Source organism: Pseudomonas sp. S1_E05, from assembly GCF_056337105.1.
Genome location: NZ_JBFRHM010000001.1, coordinates 2152437 through 2178201, shown reverse-complemented (window position 1 = coordinate 2178201; position 25765 = coordinate 2152437). Strand labels below are relative to the sequence as shown.

Here is a 25765-nt window from a genome sequence, read left to right as displayed (position 1 = left end):
TGGGTAAATTCCTACGTGTTTTGTAGGCGTCCGGATCACTGCCGGGTTTGCGGCGAATTCGGGTTGTGCTGGGTGTGTTTCGGGCCCGCCACCAGCCAGGCGAGCAGGCCGAAGAGGGGGACGAAGACGATGAAGACGATCCACAACAGTTTGTTGCTGGATTTGCCTTCGGCTTTGCGGACTTTGTTGATGGCCCAGATTTCCGCGATCACCAAAATGGCGGCGAGTACGATCCAGATGGTTTCGATGTGCATGGGTTGCCCTCCTGATGGTCTTTGCTTTAGGTGGGCTGGTGTGAGTGGGGTTCATTAAATTTTTGTGGGTGTGGGTTGGGCCCTGACCGTTGGAGTTTCATCGGCTGTCAGGGCCCTATCGCGAGCAAGCTCGCTCCTACAGGGGGGCGGTGTTGTTTAGAGGGTGGCGAGTTTGCCGGTGTCGAGGCGGCGTTTGTAGGCGCTGTCGCGGTTGGCGAGCCAGTAGTAAAGCGGCGAGGTGATGAGCAGGCCGACCAGCCAGGACAGGTCCGCGCCGTTGATGTGGGTGCTGATCGGGCCGACGTACAGCGGCGTGTTCATGAACGGGATCTGCACAACGATGCCGATGGCGTAGGCCAGCAGGGCTTGCGGGTTGTAGCGCCCGTAAATGCCGCCGTCGACCTTGAAGATCGAGTGGATGTCGTAGTTGCCTTTGTGGATGGCGTAGAAGTCGATCAGGTTGATCGCGGTCCACGGCACCAGCACCACGAGCAGCACCAGGACCATGTCGACGAAGTGGCCGATGAAGTTGGCCGAGGCGCCGACCGCGGCGAAGCAGCAGGCGGCGAGGATGATGATCGACAGTACCGCGCGGCTTTTTGCCGTGGGGATCCAGCGCCAGGCGAAGGTTTGTATCAGGGTGATCACCGACAGCACGGCGCCGTAGAGGTTGAGGGCGTTGTGGCTGATGACGCTGAGCAAGAACAGCACCAACATCAGTGGGCCGATGGAACCGGTGGCGAGTTTTACGGCGTCCATGGTGTCCATGCCTTCGGGGGTGGCGAGCACGGCGACCGCGCCGAAGATGAAGGACAGGCTGGAGCCGAGCACGGTCCCGAGATAAGTGGTCCAGAACGTCGCGGCGACGGGCACGTTGGCCGGCAGATAGCGCGAGTAGTCGGACACGTACGGCGCGAAGGCGATCTGCCACAGCGCAGCCAGCGAGACGGTGGCAAGCCAGCCGGAGATGTTGAAGCTGCCACGGGTGAGAAAGTCTGCAGTCTGCACGTGGGTGAAGATGTAGCCGAAGCCGAGCACGATGCCGGCGCCCAGCACCCAGGTGCCGATGCGGTTGAGTACATGGATGAAGCGGTAACCGATGATGCCGATGATCCCGGAACCCAGGGCGCCGATGACAATGCCGACCGGCACGGGCACGCTGTCGACCACCCCGTGCAGGGATTTGCCGGCCAGCACGATGTTGGAGGCGAAGAAGCCGATGTACATGATGCCGGCGATCAACACCACCAGCAGCGCGCCGAGCGAGCCGAACTGCGCCCGACTCTGGATCATTTGCGGGATGCCCATCTGCGGGCCCTGTGCCGAGTGCAGCGCCATCAGCACGCCGCCAACCAAATGGCCAACGAGAATCGCGACGATGCCCCACACCAGGTTCAGATGGAACATCTGCACGCCGAGGGCGCCGGTGACAATGGGCAGCGGGGCGATGTTGCCGCCGAACCAGAGGGTGAACAAGTCACGGGTCTTGCCGTGGCGATCTTCGGGCGGGACGTAGCCGATGGTGTGTTTCTCGATGAGCGGGGTGGAGGTTGCTGCTTCGGTAACCATGACGAACTCCAAGGCGATTTTGAGTACGTGGACGTACTTCGGTGTGCGCCGCGCGCAGGCGGTGCTTTTCTTGTTGGAGTCGATGATGTGGGGTGGTGGGGCAGAGATAAATTAGTAAGTTTGTGGGTATAAACATTAAAAAATGTGGGTCGGTTTTCGCCCGAAAAACGCCGCAAACCCCTGTAGGAGCGAGCTTGCTCGCGATGGCGGCGCATCAGTCATACTGAGTTCGACTGACACACTCTCATCGCGAGCAAGCTCGCTCCTACAGGGGGTAATGGGTGTTCTGAGATCGGCTATCCGCTAATCCATCGCACCATCCTCAAAAACATTTCATCACAGAGCGCAAGCTGTTCTACGCTGACGAACTCGTCCGGTTTGTGCCCCTGGTCCATGCTGCCGGGGCCGCAAACCACGGTGGGGATACCGGCGGCGTTGAACAGGCCGCCTTCGGTGCCGAAGGCTACGGTGCCGAAGTCTTGCGAGCCACAGAACGCCGCGATCAGCTCGGCCGCTTCGCTGTGTGCGTCGGTGGCCAGGCCCGGGTAGGCCGACAGCTCGCTGAAGCGGATTTCACTCTGTTCGCTCACCGCCCGCATTCGCGGCAGCACCTGTTGTTCGGCGTAGGTTTTGAGCGCCTGCGCTACTTCCTTCGGGTCCTGTGCGGGCAAGGCGCGGACCTCGAAGTCGAAGCGGCAATCGGCGGGGACGATGTTCAGTGCCTTGCCACCGGCAATCACTCCGGTCTGCACCGTGGAGAAGGGTGGGTCGAAGCGTGTGTCGTGCCGTTCCGGCGCCTTGAGACGCTGGCCGATCCGGCCCAGTTCTCCGATCAGCTCGGCGGCGTACTCGATAGCGTTGACTCCCTGCGGCGCATAGGCCGAATGGCAGGCATGCCCGTGGATGTCGCAACGCATCGCCAGTTTTCCCTTGTGCCCCAGCACCGGTTTCAGCTCGGTGGGTTCGCCGATGATGCACAGCAGCGGCTTGACCGGTCGCTGTTGCAGCTCGGCCAGCAACGAACGCACGCCAAGGCAGCCGACTTCTTCATCGTAGGACAGCGCGATGTGCGCTGGCCTGCGCAGCGTGGCGTTCACCAGCGCGGGCACCAGTGCCAGCACGCAGGCGATGTAGCCCTTCATGTCCGCCGTGCCGCGCCCGTAGAGCTTGCCGTCGAGCTCAGTCAGCTCGAACGGCGGTAGAGTCCAGGGCTGGCCGTCCACCGGCACCACGTCGGTGTGCCCGGACAGTACGATGCCCGGTACGTCCACCGGGCCGATGCTGGCGAACAGGTTGGCCTTGCTGCGTGATTCGTTGTAGATCAGTTCGCAGGTCACGTCGAAACCTGCCAGGTAGTCGCGTACGAACTCGATCAGTTGCAGGTTCGATTCGCGGCTGGTGGTGTCGAACGCCACCAGGGTTTGCAGCAGGTCGCGACTGGCGCTCATCGGTCGTCTCCGGCGACACCGTAGCCGGGGGAGCGATCCGGGGCGAGGGCACGGTCGATGTAGTCCTGCACTTGCGGTCGGTAGGCGTCCCAGAGTTTGCCCAGGACGCCGATCGGGTCTTCATCGGCCCAATCAACGCGCAGGTTGATGATCGGCCAGGTCAGGTCGCCGACCACCACCAGGGCCGCCGAATGCACGGGACCTGCTTCGCCACCGGCGGCGATGGCAGCTTGCATGGCGGCGAGCAAGCGGTCGGCGAGCTGGCCTTCGCCGTGTTCGAAGGCGCTGACCATGGCCTCGACAACCTGTGGATCTGCGAGCATGTTGCCGGCCGCGACGCATTGTTCACCCGACACGGCGTTGTGGTTGCCCAAGGTTTGCGCGCCGCTGAAATGCGCGGTCTGGCCGAGGTGGTCGATGGCGGTGATCTGCCGGTACTGACTGTAGCCGTTGCGCGTGAGTGCGTTGTCCAGCGCCTGGGCGGGGGCCAGGCCTTGCTCCAGCAGGGCAAGCACCTCGGGGCCCAGGGAGGGTAGGGTAATGTTCTGGGTGGACACGGCGCCGACACCTGGCAGCAGCCACGGGCAACGGGCGCCGACGGCGATGCTGGAGGAGCTGATGGCAATGCCGAACTGGCCGGTTTCAGGGCAGCGGGCGGTGATGGAGAAGGTCATGGGTGTGGCTCCTGGGGTTGCCTTGGCATGTGGGGTGACCTGGCTGGCCTCATCGCGAGCAAGCTCGCTCCTACAGGGGATTGGAGGAGCGGGCTTGCTCGCGATGGCCGCGACTCGGTCCTACTCGGGAATCACCGCGATCACATCAATCTCCATCAACCACTGCGGCTGCCCCAGCGCCGACACCACCAACCCCGTGGAGATCGGGAACACGCCTTTGAGCCATTTTCCAACTTCCTGGTACACCGGCTCGCGATAGCGCGGGTCGATCAGGTAGGTGGTGGTCTTGACGATGTGGCTCAGGTCGCTGCCGGCTTCTTCGAGCAGTTGCTTGACGTTGCGCATCGCCTGTTCGGCCTGGGCGCGCGGGTCGCCCAGGCCCACCAGCCGGCCCTCGAAATCGGTACCGACCTGGCCGCGCACATACACGGTGTTGCCGGCGCGCACCGCCTGGCACAAATCGTTGTCCAGGCTCTGGTTAGGGTAGGTTTCCTTGGTGTTGAACATGCGAATGCGGGTATGGGTTGGCGTGGCCATTTCAAGCTCCTGGACGATTAAGCGCTGACAGTTTTTTTAGCGGCGAGCGGGGCGACATCCGCCGCACGTTGCGCCGCATCGTGGTAGTCGAGATAAGAGCGCTGGATGGCGATGTGATCAGCCACGTACTTGGCGTCATGCCATACGCCCCAGATGAACGACGAGCCGCGCCGCGACTGCCACGGCAAACCGAGGAAATAAACGCCAGGTTCGGTCGATACGCCACGCTGATGCGCAGGCTTGCCCTTGTCGTCAAAGGCGTTCACGTTCATCCAGCTGTAGTCGGTGGCAAACCCTGTGGCCCAGATGATCGAAGTCACGCCGGCCTTGGCCAGGTCCAGTTGCAGGATCGGCTCGCTGACACAGGCAGGATCAGGGAAGGTGATGCGCGCCTCCGGTTCCGGCGGTAAGTCGAGACCGTTGCGTTCGATGTAGGCATCGGCGGCATTGAGCAGCGCCAGATAGTTCTCGTCACCCCGGGCCAGGTTCTCGGCCAGGTTCGCCTGGAACGTGGCGACGCCGCCGTCGAAGGACTGGGTCAGGCCGACCAGGGTCATGCCGCGATGCGCCAGTTCCCGGAAGTCCACCGTTCGTCCGCCATGGGCACCGCTCACCGCGATGGTAACGTGCTCGCGACCCGGTTTCATCGCCGCCTGGTCCCACTCGCCGAGCACGCCCAGCCACCAGCAGAAATCGCGGTTGCGGTAGGCCCGGGGTGGACGGTCATGGGCGCCCACCGAGAGATAAACCTGCTTGCCGGAGCGCTGCAATTCATCGGCGATCTGCACGCCCGACGAGCCGGCACCGACCACCAGCACCGCGCCGTCAGGCAATTGCCCCGGGTTTCGGTAGTCGGCGGAGTGGATTTGCAGGAAGGGCTGATCCTTCGGCGCAATTGGCGGGATGACCGGCCGCTGGAACGGGCCGGTGGCCGCCACCACGCGCAGGGCTTCGATCACGCCTTGCGAAGTTTCGACGGTGAAGCCTGGACGACCGACATTGCGCTCGACCTTCAGCACATCCACGCCGGTACGAATCGGTGCGTTGAATTTTTTCGCGTAGGCTTCGAAGTAGTCGGCGACCTGCTCCTTGGGGACGAACGCATCGGGGCTGAGGTTCGCAAACTCAAGGCCGGGGAAGCGGTCGTGCCAGGCGGGGCCGTTGGCCACCAGCGAATCCCAGCGCCCACTGCGCCAGCGCTCGGCAATACGATTGCGCTCCAGCACCAGGTGCGGCACGCCCAGTTTGCTCAAGTGTTCGCTCATGGCCACGCCAGCTTGACCTGCGCCGACGATCAACGTGTCTGTTGTTATTTTTTCGGTGGTCATCTCTGTACCCTTCAAGTTGGATTGAGGTCGCGAACGGCCTGCCATTTCTTGGGTTCAAGACTAGGGATGACCCCTGTATCGGTAAAATATTATTAAGCTGGCATTTGAGTATAAATAACTGATGCAGAGCGTTTGCGGGCATTGGGCTGTAGACTGCCCGCACCCTTTTCATCCGATACAAGAGAACCGTTCATGGCCAACCAAGACATCGCCTTCACCCCAGATCCTGACGTGGATTCCATCTCCAGCGACGTTGCCGGTTTTGGCGGCATCCTGGTGTCGACGCAGATCCCGACCCGCGCAGACGGCAGCCTGGAGCTGGGCGACATCACCCTGCAGAGCGAATGCACCTTGCAGGCACTGAAAGTGGCGCTGGAGCGCGCCGGCAGTTCCATGGACCGCGTGCTGCACCTGACCATCTACCTCACCGACATGGCCGACCGCGCCGCGTTCAACGAGGTGTACAAACGCTACTTCGCCAAGCCGTGGCCGGTGCGCGCCGCAGTCGGTGTCGCCGCCCTGGCGGTGGACGGCATGCGCGTGGAAGTGACGGCAATGGCGGCCAAGGCCTGACCGACGGCGGCACCCCCCCCCTGTAGGAGCGGGCTTGCCCGCGATGGTTTCAGCAACACCGCGGGGGTATCAGATACTCCGCGTTTTCGTTGGCAACCATCGCGAGCAAGCCCGCTCCCACAGTGTGGGGTGTGATCGTCAGATCACAGGTGATCCGCATCAATCACTGCCTTGGCAAACGCCTGCGGATCTTCCTGTGGCAGGTTGTGGCCGATCCCGCCGCTGATCAGGCGGAACTCGTACTTGCCGGTAAAGCGCTTGGCATAGTCCTCAGGCTTGGGATGCGGCGCGCCGTTGGCATCGCCTTCCAGGGTAATGGTCGGTACGCCGATGGAGGGGGCGGTAGCCAGTTTCAGCTCCAATGCCTCGTACTGGCTCTCACCCTGCACCAGGCCCAAACGCCAGCGGTAGTTGAACACGGTGATGTCGACGTGATCCGGGTTCTCCAGAGCCTTGGCACTGCGATCGAAGGTCGCGTCATCGAACGCCCATTTCGGCGAGGCCAGTTGCCAGATCAGCTTGGCGAAGTCATGGGTGTTTTTCTGGTAGCCGTCACGGCCACGCTCGGTGGCGAAGTAGAACTGGTACCACCATTGCAATTCAGCCTGGGGAGGCAGCGGGTTCTTGCCGGCGGCCTGATTGCCGATCAGGTATCCGCTGACTGACACCAGCGCCTTGACCCGCTCTGGCCACAGGGCCGAGACGATGTCGGCGGTACGCGCGCCCCAGTCGTAGCCACCGAGCACCGCCTGCTTGATCTTCAGCGCGTCCATGAAGTCAATGACGTCGCTGGCCAGCGCGGCCGGTTGGCCATTGCGCAGGGTGTCCTTCGACAGGAACTGCGTATCGCCATAACCGCGGGCATACGGCATCAGCACGCGATACCCCTTGGCGGCGAGGATCGGTGCGACGTCGTCATAGCTGTGAATGTCATACGGCCAGCCGTGCAGCAGGATCACCACCGGACCATTGGCCGGGCCGGTTTCGGCGTAGGCCACGTCCAGCAAACCTGCCTTGACATGCTTGAGCGGGCCGAAAGGCGAGGGCGCGGAATAGCTGACACCCTGGGTCGCCACTGGCTGGGCTGCGGTTTGAGCCTGGACCGCGCCCATCGCACCCAGCAGGGCGACCGCAAGGATCGATGGGCCGACCAGACGGCGGCGGGTTTTACCTGGATTGTTATTGTGCATTGCCATCTTCATGTGGATGTCTCCGTTGCGAGCCGTTGGCCAGTGGGTCTGGATGACCCCTTGAAACCTTGGGTTCATTTGATCGCGAAGACGTATCCGGGCTATGTCGAATCGTGCGCCGGGTGCAAACACATGTATCCAGGCAAGCGCCAGATACATTGGGATACAAGCAGACCGGTCGGCGGTCCTTGATGAAAGCGCAGGACTTCTGCCGCAAAAGCCGGATAATGGCGGCCAATTTGTTTTAGCTCGCTATTCTGGTAATCCCCTATGGAAATCAAGGTCAACTTTCTCGACAACCTGCGGCTTGAGGCCAAGTTCGACGACTTTACGGTGATCGCCGACCAACCGATTCGCTACAAGGGCGATGGTTCGGCGCCGGGTCCGTTCGATTACTTCCTGGCCTCGTCGGCGTTGTGCGCGGCTTACTTCGTGAAGTTGTACTGCGAGACCCGCCATATCCCGACCGACAACATTCGCCTGTCGCAGAACAACATTGTCGATCCGGAAAACCGCTACAACCAGATTTTCAAGATCCAGGTCGAACTGCCAGCAGACATCAGCGACAAGGACCGCCAAGGCATCCTGCGCTCCATCGACCGCTGCACGGTGAAGAAAGTCGTCCAGGCCGGCCCCGAATTCGTGATCGAAGAGGTGGAAAACCTCGACGCCGATGCCCAGGCGCTGCTGATGCCAACCTCGACGTCGGGGGAGGGCACCTACATCGCCGGCAAGGACCTGCCGCTGGAGCAGACCATCGCCAACATGTCCGCGATCCTCGCGGGCCTGGGCATGAAGATCGAGATCGCCTCGTGGCGCAACATCGTGCCCAACGTCTGGTCGCTGCACATCCGCGATGCGCAGTCGCCCATGTGCTTCACCAATGGCAAGGGCTCGACCAAGGAAAGCGCACTGGCTTCGGCGCTGGGCGAGTTCATTGAACGCCTGAACTGCAACTTCTTCTACAACGATCAGTTCTGGGGCGAAGAGATCGCCAACGCGCCATTCGTGCATTACCCGGACGAGCGCTGGTTCAAGCCGGGGCGCAAGGATGAACTGCCGACCGAAATCCTCGACGCCTATTGCCTGAAAATCTACAACCGTGATGGCGAGTTGCGGGGTTCGCATCTGTATGACACCAACTCCGGCAACGAAGAACGCGGCATCGTGTCCTTGCCGTTCGTGCGTCATTCCGATGGCGAGGTGGTGTACTTCCCATCCAACCTGATTGAAAACCTGTACCTGAGTAACGGCATGAGCGCCGGCAATACCTTGGCCGAAACCCAGGTGCAGTGCCTGTCGGAAATCTTTGAACGCGCGGTCAAGCGCGAAATCATCGAAGGCGAGTTCGCGCTGCCGGACGTACCGGCTGATGTATTGGCGAAGTACCCGAGCATTCTCGCCGGTATCCAGGGCCTGGAAGCCCAGGGCTTCCCGGTGCTGGTGAAGGATGCGTCGCTGGGCGGCGAGTTCCCGGTGATGTGCGTGACCCTGATGAACCCGCGCACCGGTGGCGTGTTTGCGTCTTTCGGCGCCCACCCAAGCATGGAAGTGGCGTTGGAGCGCAGCCTGACCGAGCTGCTGCAGGGCCGCAGCTTCGAAGGCCTCAACGACCTGCCGCAGCCGACCTTCGAAGGCCACGCGGTGACCGAGCCGAACAACTTCGTCGAGCACTTCATCGACTCCAGCGGCGTGGTGTCGTGGCGCTTCTTCAGTGCCAAGGCGGAATACGAATTCGTCGAGTGGGATTTCTCCGGCCACGGCGAAGATTCCAATGCCCAGGAGGCCGCGACCCTGTTCGGCATCCTGCAAAACATGGGCAAGGAATCGTACATGGCGGTGTACGAGCATCTGGGCGCCACCGCCTGCCGCATCCTGGTGCCGGACTACTCGGAGATCTACCCGGTCGACGACCTGATCTGGGACAACACCAACAAGGCGCTGTTCTTCCGCGAAGACATCCTCAACCTGCATCGCCTCGATGAGGCGCAGTTGCAGGACCTGGTCGAGCGCCTGGTGGAAAGCGAGCTGGACGACTACACCGACATCACCACCCTGATCGGCATCGAGTTCGACGACAACACCCCGTGGGGCCAGTTGACCATCCTCGAGCTCAAGGCGCTGATTTACCTGGCCCTGCAGCAGTACGAGGAAGCCAAGGAAGCGGTGGAAACCTTCCTGCAATACAACGACAACACCGTCGAGCGTGGCTTGTTCTATCAAGCGGTGAACGTGGTGCTGGAGATGGAACTGGATGAAGATCTGGAACTGGCCGACTACGAAGCCAACTTCCGCCGCATGTTCGGCGCCGAACGCACCGACGCCGCGATTGGTTCGGTCAACGGCAGCGTGCGCTTCTACGGACTGACACCCACCAGCATGAAACTCGAAGGCCTCGACCGGCACCTGCGCCTGATCGAAAGCTACAAAAAATTGCACGCCGCCCGATCCAACCCACCCCGCTAACCGCACCTTCTGTGGGAGCGGGCAAGCCCGCTCCCACAGAAGATCAAGATCAAAAGCGGGCGCGGGCTGCTCACGCCCGCATCGCGCGTTCGTGGGCCTCCTGCAACATGTGCAGCGTCACTTTGCGCACTTCCGCCTTGCTGACTTCAATGTGCGCTTTCAACAACCGGCAGGCCTCGTCGCTGCGATGCGCAAGGATCGCCCGGAGGATCGCGCCGTGCTCTTCATAGGTCAGGGCAATGCGCTGCGACTGGGTGAAATCGAGCCGCCGGATGATGCGGATCTTTTCGCTCAGTTGCGCGTGCACCCTGGCCATGGCGGCGTTACCCGCTGCCTCGACCAGTTGGCAGTGAAACCGCTCGTCCAGTCGTGACACCTCGCTGCCGTCCTGCAATCGGTCTTCGGCGGCGACCAGCCAGATGGCGCTGAGCGCTTGCAAGGCGTCCAGTGGATGATTCGCCGAGCGTGCGCAGAGGCGTTTCGCCGCTTCGGTTTCCAGCACGATGCGCAGCTCGTACAGGTCCTCGAAATGCTCGAAGTCGAACGGCCGTACCTGCCAGCCGCTGCGAAAATGCACGTCCAGATAACCTTCGCGCTCCAGCCGATAGAGAGCCAGGCGAACCGGGGTTCGACTGGCTTCCATGCGTTGGGCGATTTCGCCCTCCGAGAACCGACTGCCCGGCAATAGCCGGAAGGCGAAGATGTCATCCTTGAGCTGCTGGTAAACCCGTTCAGCCAGGCTGTCCGGGTTCGTCCGGTTTTTTTTCGAGGCACCGACCAATTGCATCAGGCAGCCGCCTCGCTTGGCGTCAGCAGGAGCAGGGCGTCGCCCGGCGTCACAGCCTTGCCCGGTTGGCAACGCACCGACTTGACCACGCCGGACACCGGCGCCGTCACTGACAACTCCATCTTCATCGCCTCGACCACCAGCAGCGTAGTACCCGCCTCGACATGCTGGCCGGGCTCCACCAGCACTTTCCATACGCTGCCGCACATGTCGGCGCTGACCAGATGGCCGTCGAGGTCGCCGTCGTCGTCCTGTGGATGGGGCGACGTCACGTCGACCACTGCTTCGTCATCACGCCACAGCGGCACCTCGGCATCGAAGGCCGCTTTCTGCCGCTCCTGGAACGCGGCGATGTCGGCCTGGTTGTCGACGAGGAAGCGCTGGTATTCGGCAAAGTCGAATTCGCTGTGTTCGATGCGGATCTGTGCGCGGCCTTCGCGGAACGATTCGCGGAACTCGTCCAGCTCGGCCTCGCTGACCGGGTAGAACCGCACCTGATCGAAGAAACGCAGCAGCCACGGCTCGCCATTTTCGAACTGGGCGTTTTTCACGTACTTGTTCCAGATCGGCAAGGTGCGCCCGACCAGTTGGTAGCCACCGGGCGAATCCATGCCGTAGATGCACATGTACATGCCACCAATGCCCACCGTGCCTTCGGCGGTGTAGGTGCGTGCCGGGTTGTATTTGGAGCTGAGCAGGCGATGGCGCGGGTCCAGCGGTACGGCGCATGGGGCGTCGAGGTAAACGTCGCCGAGGCCGAGGATCAGGTAGCTGGCGTCGAACAGAATGTCCTTCACTTCATTGCGATGGGCCAGGCCATTGATGCGCTGGAGGAAGTCGACGTTGTTCGGCAGCCACGGGGCTTCGGCGCGTACGGTCTCGCGGTAGCGGGTGACCGCGCCCAGGGTGGCGCTGTCCTCGAAGGCCATCGGCAGGTGAACGATACGGGTCGGTACTCTCAGCTCGGCAACGTCCCCGAGGCGCAACTCCAGCCCCAGCAAATGCTCGATCAACGCCTGCTGGTGCAACACGCGGCTGTTGTAGCGCAGTTGCAGCGAGCGCACGCCGGGTGCCAGTTCTTCCAGGCCGCGCAGTGGCTCGGCCTTGAGCATTTCCATCAACAGATGTACGCGCAGGCGCAGGGCCAGGTCGAGTACGTTGTCGCCGTATTCCATGAGGATGTAGGCGTCGCCGGCCTGGCGATAGACCACGCGCGGGCGGCTGCCTTCGGCCGGCAGTTCGGACAGCACAGTGGCCGATACCGTGTCTTGCGGTTCCAGCGTCGGCGCCGGCAGGGTCACGGCGCTGATGGCGGCCAGTGCTTCGAGGCTGCCCAACTGCGCTTGCTCCAGGCTTTGCGCCTGCTGGAAGCCGATGGGGTGGAAGCGCAGCTTGTCACCGGGTTTGACCTGGCCGACTTTCCACAGCTCGGCCTTGGCGATGGTCACCGGGCAGACGAAGCCGCCGAGGCTCGGGCCGTCCTTGGTGAGGATGACCGGAAAGTCGCCGGTGAAGTTAATGGCACCGATGGCGTATTCACAGTCGTGCACGTTGGACGGGTGCAGGCCGGCTTCGCCGCCATTGGCGCGGGTCCAGCTCGGCTTCGGCCCGGACAGGCGAACGCCCAGGCGGTTGGAGTTGTAGTGCACCTCCCATTCGGCGGCGAAGAACTCCTCGATTGCCTCGGGGGTGAAGAAGTCCGGTGCGCCGTGCGGGCCATAGAGCACGCCGATGTTCCAGGTCGTGCCGTAGCTCGGAATAAGGCTAGGGTGCACCGCTTGTGGCGAGGCCACCGGTGCCGGGGTGGTGCAGGCCGCCAGCTCGGGTTGCGAGATTGCCAGCATGTCGGCCGGGCGCAGGGTACGCCCGGCGTGACCGCCAAACTGGCCCAGGGCGAAGGTCGAGCGGCTGCCCAGGTATTGCGGTACGTCGAAGCCGTTGCGCACGGCCAGATAAGTGCGGCAACCACTTTGCGCTCGGCCGAGTTTGAGCACCTGGCCGGCCTTGACCTGAATCGGCTGCCAGTAGGCGACGGCTTCGCCTTCCAGCGTGGCGGGGCAGTCGGCGCCCGTCAGGGCGATCAGGGCGTCGGTGTGGAATCGCAGGGTCGGGCCTTGCAGCGTGAACTCAAGGCCCGCGGCATCGGTGTGGTTACCGACGATGCGGTTGGCCAGGCGGAAAGCAAAGTCGTCCATCGGCCCGGACGGCGGCACGCCGATGTCCCAGTGGCCGAGCCGCCCCGGATAGTCCTGGACGCTGGAGTAGGTGCCGGGTTCCAACACTTCGATGACGCTGGCCTTGAAGGTGAAGGTGTCGAGCAGTCGGGTCCACACCTGGCCTTCGGCGAAGCGAGCGTCGGCTACGACCTGGCGCAGGTAATCGAGGTTGCTGGCGATCCCGTGCAGGCGGGTTTCGCCCAGTGCGGTTCGCATCCTGGCGATGGCTTCTTCACGGGTGGCGCCGTGCACGATGAGCTTTGCAATCATCGGGTCGTAGAAGGCCGAGACTTCGCTACCGGTGCTGACCCAGCCATCCACGCGCACGTTTTCGGGGAAATGCACTTCGGTGAGCACGCCGGGGCTGGGCTGGAAGTTCTTCAACGGATCTTCCGCGTAGATGCGCACTTCGATGGCGGCGCCCTGCGGGGCACGCTCCAGCGCAGGCCAGTCCAGCGCATCACCGGCGGCTACGCGCAGCATGCACTCGATCAGGTCCAGGCCGGTGACCATTTCGGTGACGGGGTGTTCGACCTGGAGGCGGGTGTTCACTTCGAGGAAATAAAAGTCATCACGAGCAGCGTCGTAGATGAATTCCACGGTGCCAGCGCTGCGGTAGCTGACCGACTCACCGAGTTGCACGGCAGCGGCGTGCAAGCGCTCACGGGTGGCCTGAGGCAGGTTCGGCGCCGGGGTTTCCTCGACGACTTTCTGGTTACGCCGTTGCAGCGAGCAATCACGTTCACCGAGGGCGGCAACGCGGCCCTGACCATCACCAAAAATCTGCACTTCAACGTGGCGCGCCTGGTCGACGAAGCGTTCGAGAAACACCCCGGCGTCACTGAAAAACTGCTCACCCATACGTTTGACGCTGTCGTAGGCGCTGACCAGTGCGTCGGCATCGGCGCAGCGGGTCAGGCCGATACCACCGCCGCCGGCAGTGGTCTTGAGCATCACCGGGTAACCGATCCCTTCCGCGGCTTCGAGGGCTTGCGCAAGGCTTTGCAGCAGGCCCGTGCCCGGCGCCATCGGCACCTGGGCAACACCTGCCAGCTCACGGGCGCGGTGCTTGAGACCGAACTCGCGGATCTGCTCGCCAGTCGGGCCGACGAAGGCAATGCCGGCCGCCTCGCAGGCATCGGCGAATTCAGCACTTTCGGAGAGGAAGCCATAACCGGGGTAGATCGCCTGGGCACCGGTTTCCCTGGCGGCGTCGAGGATCTTGTCGATACGCAGGTAACTGTCGGCCGGCTTGTCGCCACCCAGGGCGATGGCCACGTCAGCGTCGCGTACATGTTGCGCATTGCGGTCGGCATCGGAGTAGACGGCGACACTCTTCACGCCGAGGCGCTTGAGGGTGCGGATGGCGCGGACAGCGATCTCGCCACGGTTGGCGATCAGTACGGTAGTGAACATAGGTGTGCCTCGTCCCTGGCTTCCATGGTCTGGAAGCGAAAATGCTGAGTAGGGCGGCCTGGGCCGCCGACGGATCTCGCGCTTTACGGCTTCGCCAGGCTGGCGATAAACGCGCGCCAGCCACCGAAGCCGGTGATGTCGCGGGCGCCTTCCAGGACGTACGGTTCGCAGATGAAGCCCTTGACCCAGCGACCGTCGGCCAGCTCCAGATTGCCGATGCCCAGCGGTGGCGGAATCTCCGCGACAAATTCACCGAAGCGCGCCTGCGGCACGTCCCACAGCTCGACGATGATTTCGGCGCCATCCGTGGCAACACGGGCCAGTCCAGGTTTTGGTGGCACGGTGCCGGGCAGGGCGTAGAGGCGGTAGTGGGCAGCGCTGGTGGTTTGCTCGACCAGTACAGCGTCGCGGGTCAGTAACTGGAAGTTCAGCGGCATGCCGGTGAGGTGCGCACCGACCACCGCCACCCGCACGCTGCCCGGCGCCTGGACGCTGGCACGCTGCGCGGGCAGGGCACGTTGGGTTGCGCCCAGCGGCAGGTTCAGGGCCTGCTGCCAGCGCTGGCCGAAAGCGGCGAGGGCATGGTCGTGCCAGGCCGGGGCGATCAGGGTGATGCCAGCCGGTAGACCATCGGCACGCAAACCCGCTGGCAGGGCCAGGGCCGAGAGGTCGGCGAGGTTGGTGAAGTTGGTGTAGGTGCCAAACTGGCTGTTGAACAGCACCGGTTCCACGGCCATTTCTGCCAGGGTGCGAATGGTCGGCGAGGTCGGCACCACCAGCGCGTCGAAACCGGCCAGTGCCTGGTCGATGGTCCTGCTCAGCTCGGCACGAATGTACTCGGCTTTGTAAGCGTCGCAGGCACTGTAGTTCTCGCCAGCGGCGACCACACCGCGCACCACCGGGTTGATGTGGGCGGGATCGACCCCTTCCACCGCCACGGTGCGCTCGGCGACCCAGGGGCCGTAGTAGAGCTGTTCAGCCAGTTCGCGAAACGGCGAGAAGTCGATCTCGACCAGTTCGGCACCCAGCTCGCGCAGTTTGCCCAGCGCCTGCTCGAAGACTGCCTGGTTCTGCTCGTCACCGAAAAACTCCGGCGCAGCGGGTACGGCCAGGCGCGGCTTGGCCGGCATACCGACCTTGGCGCAGTTGGGGTTCTTGCGACTGTAGGCATCGGCGGCGTCGAAGCCACCGGCGATAGTGGCGACGGCCTGGGCGTCGGCCACGGTCAGCGCAAACACCGAAATGCAGTCGAGCGTGCGGCACGCCGGCACAAGCCCGGTGTTGGGCAGCCAGCCCTTGGTCGGCTTGAGTCCGACGATGTTGTTGAAACCGGCCGGCACGCGCCCGGAGCCCGCCGTGTCGGTGCCCAGCGAAAACGCCACCAGCCCGCGCGCCACCGTGCTGGCCGAGCCGGAGCTGGAGCCGCCGCTGACGTAGTCCGGATTGAAACTGTTGGGCACCGCACCGTAGGGTGAGCGGGTGCCGACCAGGCCGGTCGCGAACTGGTCGAGGTTGGTCTTGCCGATCAGGATCGCACCGGCCGCCCGCAGGCGGGTGACGACGGTCGCGTCGGCCTCGGCGACATAGGCGAATTCGGGGCACGCGGCGGTGGTGGTCCAGCCCGCGGCGTTGATGTTGTCCTTGATGGCGAAGGGCACGCCATATAACGGCAATGCGTCGAGATTGCCGTTTGCGTTGTCGACAAGGATTTGAAGGTGTGCGAGTTGTGCGTCGAGTTGCTCAGGCGTGGCGAGGCTGATCCAGGCCGGATCATCGCTACTCAAACTGTCCAATACCGCGTGCAGCAGCTCCTGCGGTTTCGCGTTGTCGCGATAGGCGTGTTTCCAGTCATCCAGGGTGAAGGCCGACGGTGTCTCGAACATGCTGTGCATCCCATCTTGTATCCAAGTTGGAAAGATGGATCGCAAGATGAATGCCAGCTTGTTAAATATCTTTTAAAACAAAAGGTTGCGTTGTTTTTGTCAAGTGCATGCCGGGTTTTTCAACCAGATCCCTGCACTGTTTGCGTTCGCCGTGTCTGGTTGTGGTGCGTGCGCCCAGGCCCATCGAGCCGCCGTCGGTCACCTGTTGCCGTGCTTTTCGCCCCGGGGTCCAAACTTTACCTGCGACTCTACACAGGAGGCGTACGTAATGAGCACGACCTTAATGAGCGCCCTGAGCGCATTGCTGCTGACCGCAGCCTGCCTGACAGCGCTTGCAGACCCACCTAAAAAGCCAAACAGGATCAGCACCGAGGCCGAACCCAGCGTTTTGCAAGTCTCGACAACCCCGGCTCCAGCCACGCCAGCCAGCAGCGCGGCAGACGATGGATTCATCCGGGCGAGCGGTAGAACCAGTTCACATTCGATGCATCCCAACGCGCCTGCGGCAATCGAGCAATTCGCTGACGATGACGTCAACGCGCCACAGCCCGCTGAAAATCAATAGCCGTATGCTTCTCGGCCTATCCGAGACCACCGTATGAGTGCTTGAAGTCCGCAGCCGTCAACGGCCATTGCTGGTTTGACCATCACCCAGCATGGCACCCAACCTCCGGCCTTGGCGGGCTTCGATCACTCGCAGTCGAACTTGTTTGAAGTAGACGCACAATCCCAGCGTTGTCGGTGATCAGGCGCACCGCTTGAGAAGCACCTTGATCGGGTTGCGCACTCGACGTTTGGACACTTCCTTGGCCTTGATCCAGCGACAGGCGTCAATCTCGTTGCACGGACGAGGTTTGGACGTCGTCGTTGTCGCTTCGAACAGGTAATGGATGACCTTGTCCTCACGAAACTCGGTGATGTAGCGCAGTTCATCGCACGACAGGCCGGTTTCCTCGGCCATTTCCCGGCGAGCCGCCTGCAAGGGTGTCTCGTTGCGCTCTACCGTGCCGCCGGGGAGGTTCCACTTGGCGTTGCGCTTTCGCACGAACAGAACCTCGCCATCCTTACGGTAAATCACCGTGGCGCGTAGTTTGATTCCCTTTCTCTTTGCCGTAGCAGTGTCCATTGCCTTCATGCGCATTCCCGGATCGGTTGGCTGGACGGAGCTTCCCTGTGACGGCTCCTGACGCAAGCGTAGGGATTGAATATGTCGATTGGATGACCGTGGCGCGCCGTTAATCGCCTCATTGCTTGTCCGAAAAATCGCACATCAGGCCGTTTGCCATGCCTTTGTCATAAACCTTTAACAATTAACGTTCAGAGTGCCGTAGCCCCGTAAAACACATGGAGTTCCTTTGATGAAGAGTTTGTTTAAGTCTGCTGCGCTGGCCGTTACGGTTTCTCTGTGCGCCACCTCAGTGTCTTTCGCTGCGGAAAGCGTACGCCTGACTGGTTCCGGTGCCAGCTTCCCGGCTCCGATCTACCTGACCTGGTTCAAGGACTTCAGCAAGAAAACCGAAGGCGTCACCGTGGACTACCAGTCCAAGGGGAGCGGGGCAGGTGTACAGGACTTCCTGAACAAGACGGTCGATTTCGCCGCCAGTGATTCGGCCATGAAGGACGAAGACATCGCCAAGGTTGCCGAGGGCGCTCAATTGCTGCCAATGACAGCAGGCGAGATCGTGCTGGCGTACAACCTGCCAGGCAGCCCTAAAGGCGTGAAGCTGCCGCGCGAGGTTTACTCGAACATCTTCCTGGGCAAGATCAGAAACTGGAACGACAAGCAGATCGCTGCTGCCAACCCGGACCTGAAACTGCCTGACATGCCGATCACCGTTGTCGTGCGCGCAGACTCCAGCGGCACTACTGCTGTGTTCACCAAGCACTTGGCTGCCATCAACCCTACGTTCAACAAGGACCTGGGTGAAGGCAACACCGTCAACTGGCCAGCCAGTGACAAATTCATCAAATCGCCGAAAAACGATGGCGTGACCGCCACCGTACGCCAGACCCCGGGCGCCATCGGCTACATCGAGTACGGCTTTGCCAAACTGGCCAAGGTCGACTTCGCCGTACTGCAGAACAAGGCCGGCCAATACGTCGTGCCAAACGCCGAAAGCGGTGCCGAAGCACTGGCGGCAGTGAAGATGCCGGAATCCCTGGTGGCCTGGTTGCCTGATCCGGATGGCGCCAAGTCCTACCCGATCACTTCCTACACCTGGATGATCTTCCGCAAGAAAAACGAAAGCCCTGAAAAAGCCAAGGCCATGCGTGAGATGGTCGAGTACGGCCTGACCGAAGGTCAGAAAATCGCCGACTCGATGGGCTACATCCCGCTGCCGCCATCGGTTGTCGATCAGGTTCGCAAGGCTTCCGCCAACATCCAGTAACACCTGCGTGGCTTCTTCCGGCGTGGGCTGTCAGCCCCGTCGGAGGAGTTTCCCTCACTGTTCCGGAATCACTCCATGAACAAGCCTTTTGTCGTACCGGTCAATTCGGACTCTGCCTGCAAACCGCCTTCCGCGAAGGATTTTCTGGTTGACCGGACCTTCCGTGCGCTCGCGCGTATCGGCGTGGTGTTGATCCTGGCCGTGGTGTTTGCTCTGGTCTATGAAGTCGGCGTCAAGGCGCTTCCTGGTATGGAAAAGCACGGACTGGATGTCCTGTTTGGCAGTGTCTGGGACGTTAACCAAGGCAAGTACGGCATTCTGCCGGCCATTTGGGGCACGCTCTACAGCGCCCTGATTGCGCTGGTCATTGCAGGCTTTTTCGGCGTTAGCATGGCGATTTTCCTGACTCAGGATTTCCTGCCCGCCCAGCTTGCAGCCGTTTTTCGCACCATCGTCGAATTGCTCGCAGCCATCCCCAGCGTCGTCTACGGTCTTTGGGGAATTTACGTGGTCATCCCGGCTATTCGGCCGTTGACGACGTGGTTGCACACTGAGCTTGGCTGGATCCCCTTTTTCGGCACGTCCCTGAGCGGTCCGGGTTTGTTACCCGCCGCCCTGGTACTGGCCATCATGATTCTGCCGACGATCGCGGCGGTATCGCAGGACGCGCTGACGGCCGTCCCGATGAAAACCAAACAGGCCGCCTACGGCATGGGTACGACCCACTGGGAAGCGATTCTCAAGGTAATGGTGCCATCCGCCGCCACCGGCATCTTCGGTTCCCTGGTGCTGGGCCTTGGCCGCGCACTGGGTGAAACCATGGCGCTGGCGATGCTGGTGGGTAACGCCAACAACATTTCCCTGTCGCTGTTCGCCCCGGCCAATACCCTGGCGGCCTTGCTGGCGCTGAACTTCCCGGAAGCGGGGCCGAACGAGATCGAGGTGTTGATGTACGCCGCACTGGTGCTGATGTTCATCACCCTGGTGGTCAACGTCATCGGCTCCATGATCATGATGTACGCCCAGCGGGGTAGTAAATGATGACCAGCCTGACCACTCCTCTTGAAGCGCTGCCCAGCCTGCAACGCAAATTTGAAGGCCGTGCGCTGCGCAGTCTGGTCCTGACGACACTCGTATGGTTTGGCGCGCTGCTGGCCAGCGTACCACTGCTGTCAGTGCTGTACATGCTGATCACCAAGGGTGGGGCTCGCCTGAGCCTGGAAGTCTTCACCGAACTGCCGCCCACCGGTTTCGAGACCGGTGGTGGTTTCGGTAACGCCATGGCCGGTACCTTCGTCATGGTCGGCATCGCCGCCGCCATCGCGGTGCCGGTTGGCATCATGGCCGCCGTGTTCCTGGCCGAGCTGGGCCCGGAAAGCAAGCTGGCCAACGCCGCGCGTTTCGCCGCCAAGATGCTCACCGGCCTGCCGTCGATCCTGGCGGGTGTGTTCGCCTACGCCATCGTGGTGATGACGACCGGTACCTACTCGGCGCCTGCCGGTGGGATAGCGCTGGCGGTGCTGATGTTGCCCATCGTCGTGCTGACCGCTGAAGAGTCGATGAAGATGGTGCCCAAGATCATGAAGGACGCTGCCTACGGCATGGGCTGCACCCGCTCACAAGTGATCTGGAAAATCATCCTTCCGACCGGTATGCCGGCGATCCTCACCGGTGTGATGCTGGCCGTGGCACGTGCCGCTGGCGAGACCGCACCGCTGTTGTTCACCGCGCTGTTCAGCAACTACTGGATCATTCATGACGGCAGCCTTGCGGTGATGAACCCGACCGCATCGCTGGCCGTGCTGATTTACAACTTCTCCGGCATGCCGTTTGACAACCAGCTCGAACTCGCCTGGGCGGCTTCGCTGGTGCTGGTAATGATCGTTCTGGTCGTGAACGTCGTCAGCCGTATCTTCGGCAAGCCAAAGTATTGAGAATCGGAGCAACTGAATTATGACCGTATTATCCGCGCCAAAAGCTGCTCCGTTCGAAACCCAGGCCCCCGTGGTCATGGACTGCAAGCTCGACAAGATTTTCTACGGTAACTTCATGGCCGTGCGCGACAGCCATGTGCCGATCGAAAAAAACAAGATCACCGGTTTCATCGGTCCTTCGGGCTGTGGCAAAAGTACCGTGCTGCGCAGCCTCAACCGCATGAACGACCTGGTGCGAGGCTTCCGTTTCGAAGGCCACGTGCATTTCCTCGGCCAGGACGTCTACGGCAAGGGCGTTGACCCGGTGGTCGTGCGCCGTTACATCGGCATGGTATTCCAACAACCGAACCCGTTCTCGATGAGCATCTTCGACAACGTCGCCTTTGGCCTGCGCCTGAACCGCTACAAGGGCGACATCGGTGACCGCGTCAAGCACGCCCTGCAAGGCGCCGCGTTGTGGGATGAGGTTAAGGACAAGCTCAAGGTCAGCGGCCTGTCGCTGTCCGGCGGTCAGCAGCAACGTCTGTGCATCGCCCGCGCCATCGCCACCGAGCCGGAAGTGCTGTTGCTCGACGAGCCCTGCTCGGCACTCGACCCGATCGCTACCCGTCGCGTCGAAGAGCTGATGGTGGAGCTGAAGAAGGATTACACCATCGCCCTGGTGACCCACAACATGCAGCAGGCCATCCGTGTCGCCGACACCACGGCCTTCTTCTCGGTGGACATTTCCCAGGGCACGCGTACCGGTTATCTGGTGGAAATGGGCCCGACCACACAGATCTTCGACAACCCGCGCGAGCAAATGACCAGCGACTACATCAGCGGTAAATTCAGCTGATGTTTGCCAAACGTCGTCTTGATTTGCCCGCGATCGAGGCGGCCCTGCGTGAAGTGCAGGGCCGTTTTTCCGAGCTCAGCATGCAGTTTACCGAGCCGCGTGACCCGTTCACCGACGAAGTGCTGAACAACGTGCTGGCGGGTTATGCGTTGATCGACGACTACGTTGCCAATGATGTCGACCTGTTCCACCTGCAAAACCTGAACCTGATGCTGGAAATCAACGCGACCGTGCTGTGCGGCAAAGACCCGGATCGCCGGATCGAGTTTGCGCAGCACCTGGCGGCGACCGAGGCGCACTTCTTCAATAACGTCGAAGGCGGCATCAAGGACCTCTTCAACTGGTACTGCGCGTACCGCAGCGAATCGGTGTGGAAGCGAGCGGCCGGGGTGTACGTGCGGGTCCTGAGCAAGCCGCAACTGTTCATCGAAGGCAATCACCGCAGTGGCTCGCTGATCGTCAGTTACCTGTTGATGCGGGCGGGCCAGCCGCCGTTCGTACTCACGCTGGACAACGCCAAGGGTTATTTCAACCCGTCATCCGTCATCCGCAACTCAGCCAAACATGGCGTGAAATCCCTGTATGAGTTGCCCAAGATCAAGAAAAAATATGCCGCTTTCCTGGAAGATCAATCACCGGATCCACAGAAATTTTTCGTGTACGAGCGAAAACTGCCTGCCTACCAGGGGGGCGCGTGATGAATAGCGTTTCGACATTCGAGAAATGCCGGTTTGCCGTGAATCAGGCGTGGCAGATCACCCGCAGTTACGTGCCGATGGTCGAGTGCCGTCGTGTGCGCATTTCCTTCGATATCGACGACACCCTGGCGTGCCTGCCGCACCACAGCGAGGCGGAGCCGAACCTGTTGCCCCAATCCATTCACCGCTGGCTGGGCGAACCGTTGCGCCAGGGCACCCGCGAACTGATCCGTGAACTGCGTCGCCAGGATTGCAGTGTCTGGGTGTACACCTCGTCCGGGCGCACGCCGAGCTACATCCGCCGTTGGCTGATGCTCTACGGTATTCATGTCGACGGCGTGGTCAACAGCGTTCGCCACGACGAGGCGCTCAAATCCCACGGGCTTTCGATCACTCCATCGAAACTGCCGCGACTGTTCGATATCGATTTACACGTCGATGATTCCGAAGGCGTGAAGGTCGAAGGCCAGGACCACGGCTTCCGCGTGGTCGTGGTGCAACCCGATGACCCCCGTTGGGCGCAGCGCGTGCTGGACGCCGTTGCGGATGTGCAGGCGCAACTGGCCTGGCAGCAGCCGCATCGATTCAAGGCGCCGGTTGGGCAGGGCGCAGGCGTTTACTCCTCCTGACTTGTGGGCGCGAGCCTGCTCGCAATGCTGTCCCGGCCACTGCGGGGCATCAGATCTCCCGCGTCATCGTTGACCTCCATCGCGAATGAATTCGCTCCTACAGGGACGGCGCTGCCTCTGTAGGAGCGAGCACGCTCGCGATGGTCTCCCAAGCCCCACGGGGCATCAGGCTTCCCGCGTCATCGTTAACGCCCATCGCAAATGAATTTGCTCCTACAGGTTGGGTGATAACGCTGTGGGAGCGGGCTTGCCTTCGATGGTCTCCCGAACACCGCGTGACATCAGGCCTTACACATTCCTAATGATTCCAGTCTTCAATTTGATTGACATGAATCAATATCCGTTCGAGTATATCAATTAAGTGATATGCATAAATCGCACAGCGATACGGAGTGTAAATTGTACGATCCTCTTGTCAGTGCTACCCCAGGCGTCGGAATGCCGCATTCACCCTCTTATTGGGTTGATACAGCGGGTGCCGCTCCGGACGACGATGGCCCGCTTTCGGGGGCCGTCGATGTCGAGGTGGCCATCATCGGAGCTGGCTACACCGGCCTCAGTTGCGCGCTGCATCTGGCTCGAGAGCATGGGATCAGCGCGTTGGTGCTGGAGGCGAATCAGGTGGCCTGGGGTTGCAGCGGTCGCAACGGCAGCTTCGCGCGTATTTCCGGTGGGCGTGTGCCGCTGTCGCAACTGATCAAGCGCTACGGCGCGATCACGGCCAAGGCCTATTTCGATGAAATGTCCGCCGGGCTCAACACTGTTCGGGGGTTGATCCGCGATGGGGAGATCGACTGCGATCCGCAACCGGATGGCGTTTACAAGGTGGCAAGTAACGCGGCGCACGTCGATGCTCTCAGGCACGAGGTCAGCCTGTACAACGACGTGCTGAACTACCGCGCCAAGTTCGTCAGCGACAGCCAGGTGCAGGCCGTGCACAGCGGGGCCGAATCATTCGGCGCGTTGTACATGCCAGATGGCTTTTCCATGCATCCGCTCAAGCTGGCGTGGGGTCTGCACCGCATGGCCCGCAAAGCGGGGGCAAGGGTTCACACGTCTTCTCCAGTGGTGGAGTGGCACAGCGAGAACGGCGTTCATCGCCTGGTGACCCCCAATGGCGTAGTCACCGCTCGCAAGGTCGTGGTGGCCACCAATGGTTACACCTCGCCAGCGTTGAACAAGGCCACCGCCGGGCGCGTGTTGCCGGTGCATTCGCAGATCATCGTGACCCGGCCCCTGACTCTGGAAGAGAAACGGAGCAGCCTGCCGGGCAGCGAATGCATGTTCGATACCCGCAACCTGCTCTCGTATTACCGTCGCTTGCCGGATGATCGCATTCTGTTTGGCGGTCGCAGCGCCATCACCGGGCGTGAGGCCGAAAATCCACGTCACCGACAAAATCTGCATGACGCCCTGTGCCGCAAGTTCCCGGTGCTGGAAGGCATTCAAGTTGATTACAACTGGGGTGGCTGGGTCGCGGTCAGCGAGAACTCGCTGCCCTTCATTTGCAGGGTACCGGGGCTGGATAACGTGTATGCCGGTGGCGGTTACGCCGGCAGCGGCGTGTCGTTTTCGGTGCAGGCCGGCAAACGTCTGGCGCAAATGCTGACAGGTGCCAGGCAGCCCACCGAGATTGACTTCCTGCACCAGGTTCCCAAGCGTTTTCCGTTCCAGCCGTTTCTGCGGGTGGGGCAGCGTATGACCTACGCATGGTATCGCTTCAAGGATTCCAAATAAGTCATTGGCATCGAGTTGTAAAGCAGTGTTGCGGTAGAGGCTGGAACAAGAGGGGCAGCGTGGTGCCTCCGTGATTATAAGAAGAGTGGTTCGGGCGAAGTCGCCCCGCGTTCGATTCAACTGTCTAATTAAAATAAACTCAGGAGTTGAAAATGCATTCAATCAAAAAGCGCACGGCCGGCGTCGCGCTGGCTCTCTCTCTGTGCACTGTGGCCCATGTGCAAGCCGCAGGTACCGTTACGTTCGCCGGCTGGGGAGGGGCGCTACAAGACGCCGAACGCAAGGCCTACCTCAAGCCCGCTGAAGCCGCCCTGGGTATCAAGATCCAGGAAGACAACATGGACGGCCTGGCAGCAGTGCGTGCCCAGGTGATGTCGGGTAAGCCGAAGTGGGATGTGGTCGAACTGGCTTCCAATGACTGCGTACTTGCCCAGGAGCAGGGCCTGACCGAGCCCCTTGATTATTCGGTGATCAGCACCGAGGGAGTGGCCGCAAATTTCTATGGCAAGAACTGGATCGCCAGCAATGCCTACTCCACCGTGCTGGCCTGGGCCAATGACGCCGGCAACAATACGCCGAAGACCTGGAAAGCATTTTTCGACCCCGAGGTAAAAGCGTCCCGCGCCATGTACCGCCAGCCTTACACAACGCTGGAACTGGCGCTTATCGCCGACGGCGTGTCGCCCAAAGCCCTTTACCCACTTGATATCGACCGCGCTTTCAAAGTGCTGGAGCGCATCAAACCACAGGTGGTCAATTGGTGGCGCAGCGGCACGGATTCCGCGCAATTGTTGCGTAGTCGAGAGGTGGACGCCCTGGCCATCTGGGCTTCGCGTGTTGATGAGCTGAAAAAATCCGGTGAAGCCGTCGACTACACCTACGACCATGCACTGCTCGACTATGACTGCGTGGTTGTGCCCAAGGGCGCGCCCAACAAGGAACTGGCGATGAAGCTGGTGGCGCACATCATGAAACCGGAAAGCCAAGCGACCCTGGTGACCCTGATTCCAAACCCGCCGATCAACGTCAAGGCTTACGACACCAACATCATTCCGGCCGCCATGGCCGCCACCTTGCCCACCGCACCGGCCAACATCGACAAAGTGGTGTTCTTTGATCCTGTCTGGTGGCTGGCACACCAGGCCGAAGTTCAACGTCGCTTTGACTTGTTCATCCAGAATTGACGGAGGCGATGGGT

Annotated in this window: 21 protein-coding genes; 10 read left to right on the top strand and 11 right to left on the bottom strand. The window is 61.6% G+C overall.

Features of this window, described 5'->3' with window-relative positions; all coding sequences use genetic code 11:
• Window positions 1-35 precede the first annotated feature (35 nt).
• The 6 genes from AB4N33_RS10010 to AB4N33_RS09985 all read right to left on the bottom strand — a co-directional run bounded on the left by AB4N33_RS10010 (window position 36) and on the right by AB4N33_RS09985 (window position 5855).
• Window positions 36-254: a PLD nuclease N-terminal domain-containing protein gene (locus AB4N33_RS10010; RefSeq protein ID WP_460126160.1), complete on the bottom strand. Its 219-nt coding sequence runs from the start codon at window positions 252-254 to the stop codon at window positions 36-38.
• A 156-nt stretch (window positions 255-410) separates the two neighbouring features.
• Entirely contained in the window at window positions 411-1823 is a 1413-nt protein-coding gene (locus tag AB4N33_RS10005) for a purine-cytosine permease family protein (RefSeq protein WP_476457176.1), read from the bottom strand.
• Between the two features lie 296 nt (window positions 1824-2119).
• Window positions 2120-3271 carry an acetylornithine deacetylase gene (gene argE, locus AB4N33_RS10000; RefSeq protein ID WP_476457175.1) on the bottom strand — a complete coding sequence of 384 codons (1152 nt, stop codon included), beginning with the start codon at window positions 3269-3271 and terminating at the stop codon, window positions 2120-2122.
• The gene (locus AB4N33_RS09995) at window positions 3268-3945 is read right to left on the bottom strand and encodes a DUF1028 domain-containing protein (protein ID WP_460126154.1); all 678 of its coding nucleotides are present in this window, start codon (window positions 3943-3945) and stop codon (window positions 3268-3270) included. The genes argE and AB4N33_RS09995 overlap by 4 nt, the downstream gene beginning before the upstream one ends.
• A 120-nt stretch (window positions 3946-4065) precedes the next feature.
• The gene (locus AB4N33_RS09990) at window positions 4066-4482 is read right to left on the bottom strand and encodes a RidA family protein (RefSeq protein WP_368554268.1); all 417 of its coding nucleotides are present in this window, start codon (window positions 4480-4482) and stop codon (window positions 4066-4068) included.
• A gap of 17 nt (window positions 4483-4499) precedes the next feature.
• On the bottom strand, window positions 4500-5855 hold the full coding sequence (locus AB4N33_RS09985) for a flavin-containing monooxygenase (protein WP_476457174.1): 1356 nt from the start codon (window positions 5853-5855) through the stop codon (window positions 4500-4502).
• A gap of 147 nt (window positions 5856-6002) precedes the next feature.
• Here AB4N33_RS09985 and AB4N33_RS09980 point away from each other — a divergent pair, with 147 nt between their 5' ends.
• Entirely contained in the window at window positions 6003-6383 is a 381-nt protein-coding gene (locus tag AB4N33_RS09980) for a RidA family protein (RefSeq protein ID WP_476457173.1), read from the top strand.
• A gap of 143 nt (window positions 6384-6526) precedes the next feature.
• On the opposite strand, the gene AB4N33_RS09975 is transcribed toward AB4N33_RS09980, so the two are convergent.
• Entirely contained in the window at window positions 6527-7585 is a 1059-nt protein-coding gene (locus tag AB4N33_RS09975; RefSeq protein WP_476457172.1) for an alpha/beta fold hydrolase, read from the bottom strand.
• Between the two features lie 258 nt (window positions 7586-7843).
• Between AB4N33_RS09975 and AB4N33_RS09970 the strand changes: the two genes are divergently transcribed.
• Window positions 7844-10039, top strand: coding sequence for an OsmC domain/YcaO domain-containing protein (locus tag AB4N33_RS09970; protein ID WP_476457171.1), 2196 nt, complete (start codon window positions 7844-7846; stop codon window positions 10037-10039).
• Between the two features lie 70 nt (window positions 10040-10109).
• Here the strand turns inward: AB4N33_RS09970 and AB4N33_RS09965 are convergent, their stop codons facing one another.
• From AB4N33_RS09965 to AB4N33_RS09950, 4 genes are all read right to left on the bottom strand, one after another.
• The gene (locus tag AB4N33_RS09965; RefSeq protein WP_460126144.1) at window positions 10110-10826 is read right to left on the bottom strand and encodes a GntR family transcriptional regulator; all 717 of its coding nucleotides are present in this window, start codon (window positions 10824-10826) and stop codon (window positions 10110-10112) included.
• The gene (gene uca, locus AB4N33_RS09960) at window positions 10826-14458 is read right to left on the bottom strand and encodes an urea carboxylase (RefSeq protein WP_476457170.1); all 3633 of its coding nucleotides are present in this window, start codon (window positions 14456-14458) and stop codon (window positions 10826-10828) included. Before uca ends, AB4N33_RS09965 begins: the two co-directional genes overlap by 1 nt.
• An 83-nt stretch (window positions 14459-14541) precedes the next feature.
• Window positions 14542-16341, bottom strand: a complete 1800-nt coding sequence (gene atzF / locus AB4N33_RS09955; RefSeq protein ID WP_476457169.1) for an allophanate hydrolase — start codon at window positions 16339-16341, stop codon at window positions 14542-14544.
• 745 nt (window positions 16342-17086) lie between these two features.
• Window positions 17087-17467 carry an NUDIX hydrolase gene (locus tag AB4N33_RS09950; RefSeq protein WP_476458804.1) on the bottom strand — a complete coding sequence of 127 codons (381 nt, stop codon included), beginning with the start codon at window positions 17465-17467 and terminating at the stop codon, window positions 17087-17089.
• Window positions 17468-17699: 232 nt separating this feature from the next.
• On the opposite strand from AB4N33_RS09950, the gene pstS reads away from it, so the two are divergent.
• The 8 genes from pstS (at window position 17700) to AB4N33_RS09910 (ending at window position 25751) form a co-directional block, all read left to right on the top strand.
• Window positions 17700-18731, top strand: a complete 1032-nt coding sequence (gene pstS / locus AB4N33_RS09945) for a phosphate ABC transporter substrate-binding protein PstS (protein ID WP_476457168.1) — start codon at window positions 17700-17702, stop codon at window positions 18729-18731.
• A gap of 75 nt (window positions 18732-18806) precedes the next feature.
• Window positions 18807-19772, top strand: a complete 966-nt coding sequence (gene pstC, locus AB4N33_RS09940; protein ID WP_460142051.1) for a phosphate ABC transporter permease subunit PstC — start codon at window positions 18807-18809, stop codon at window positions 19770-19772.
• On the top strand, window positions 19772-20665 hold the full coding sequence (pstA, locus tag AB4N33_RS09935; RefSeq protein ID WP_460126736.1) for a phosphate ABC transporter permease PstA: 894 nt from the start codon (window positions 19772-19774) through the stop codon (window positions 20663-20665). Before pstC ends, pstA begins: the two co-directional genes overlap by 1 nt.
• Before the next feature lie 76 nt (window positions 20666-20741).
• Window positions 20742-21503, top strand: a complete 762-nt coding sequence (gene pstB, locus AB4N33_RS09930; RefSeq protein WP_368554561.1) for a phosphate ABC transporter ATP-binding protein PstB — start codon at window positions 20742-20744, stop codon at window positions 21501-21503.
• A complete protein-coding gene (locus AB4N33_RS09925) occupies window positions 21503-22201 on the top strand; it encodes a hypothetical protein (protein WP_476457167.1) in 699 nt (232 codons plus the stop codon). Before pstB ends, AB4N33_RS09925 begins: the two co-directional genes overlap by 1 nt.
• A gap of 77 nt (window positions 22202-22278) precedes the next feature.
• Window positions 22279-22830: a hypothetical protein gene (locus tag AB4N33_RS09920; protein WP_460126734.1), complete on the top strand. Its 552-nt coding sequence runs from the start codon at window positions 22279-22281 to the stop codon at window positions 22828-22830.
• Window positions 22831-23268: 438 nt separating this feature from the next.
• Window positions 23269-24567, top strand: a complete 1299-nt coding sequence (locus tag AB4N33_RS09915) for an NAD(P)/FAD-dependent oxidoreductase (RefSeq protein ID WP_476457166.1) — start codon at window positions 23269-23271, stop codon at window positions 24565-24567.
• A 152-nt stretch (window positions 24568-24719) separates the two neighbouring features.
• Window positions 24720-25751, top strand: a complete 1032-nt coding sequence (locus AB4N33_RS09910; protein WP_460126129.1) for an ABC transporter substrate-binding protein — start codon at window positions 24720-24722, stop codon at window positions 25749-25751.
• The last annotated feature ends 14 nt before the right edge of the window (window positions 25752-25765 follow it).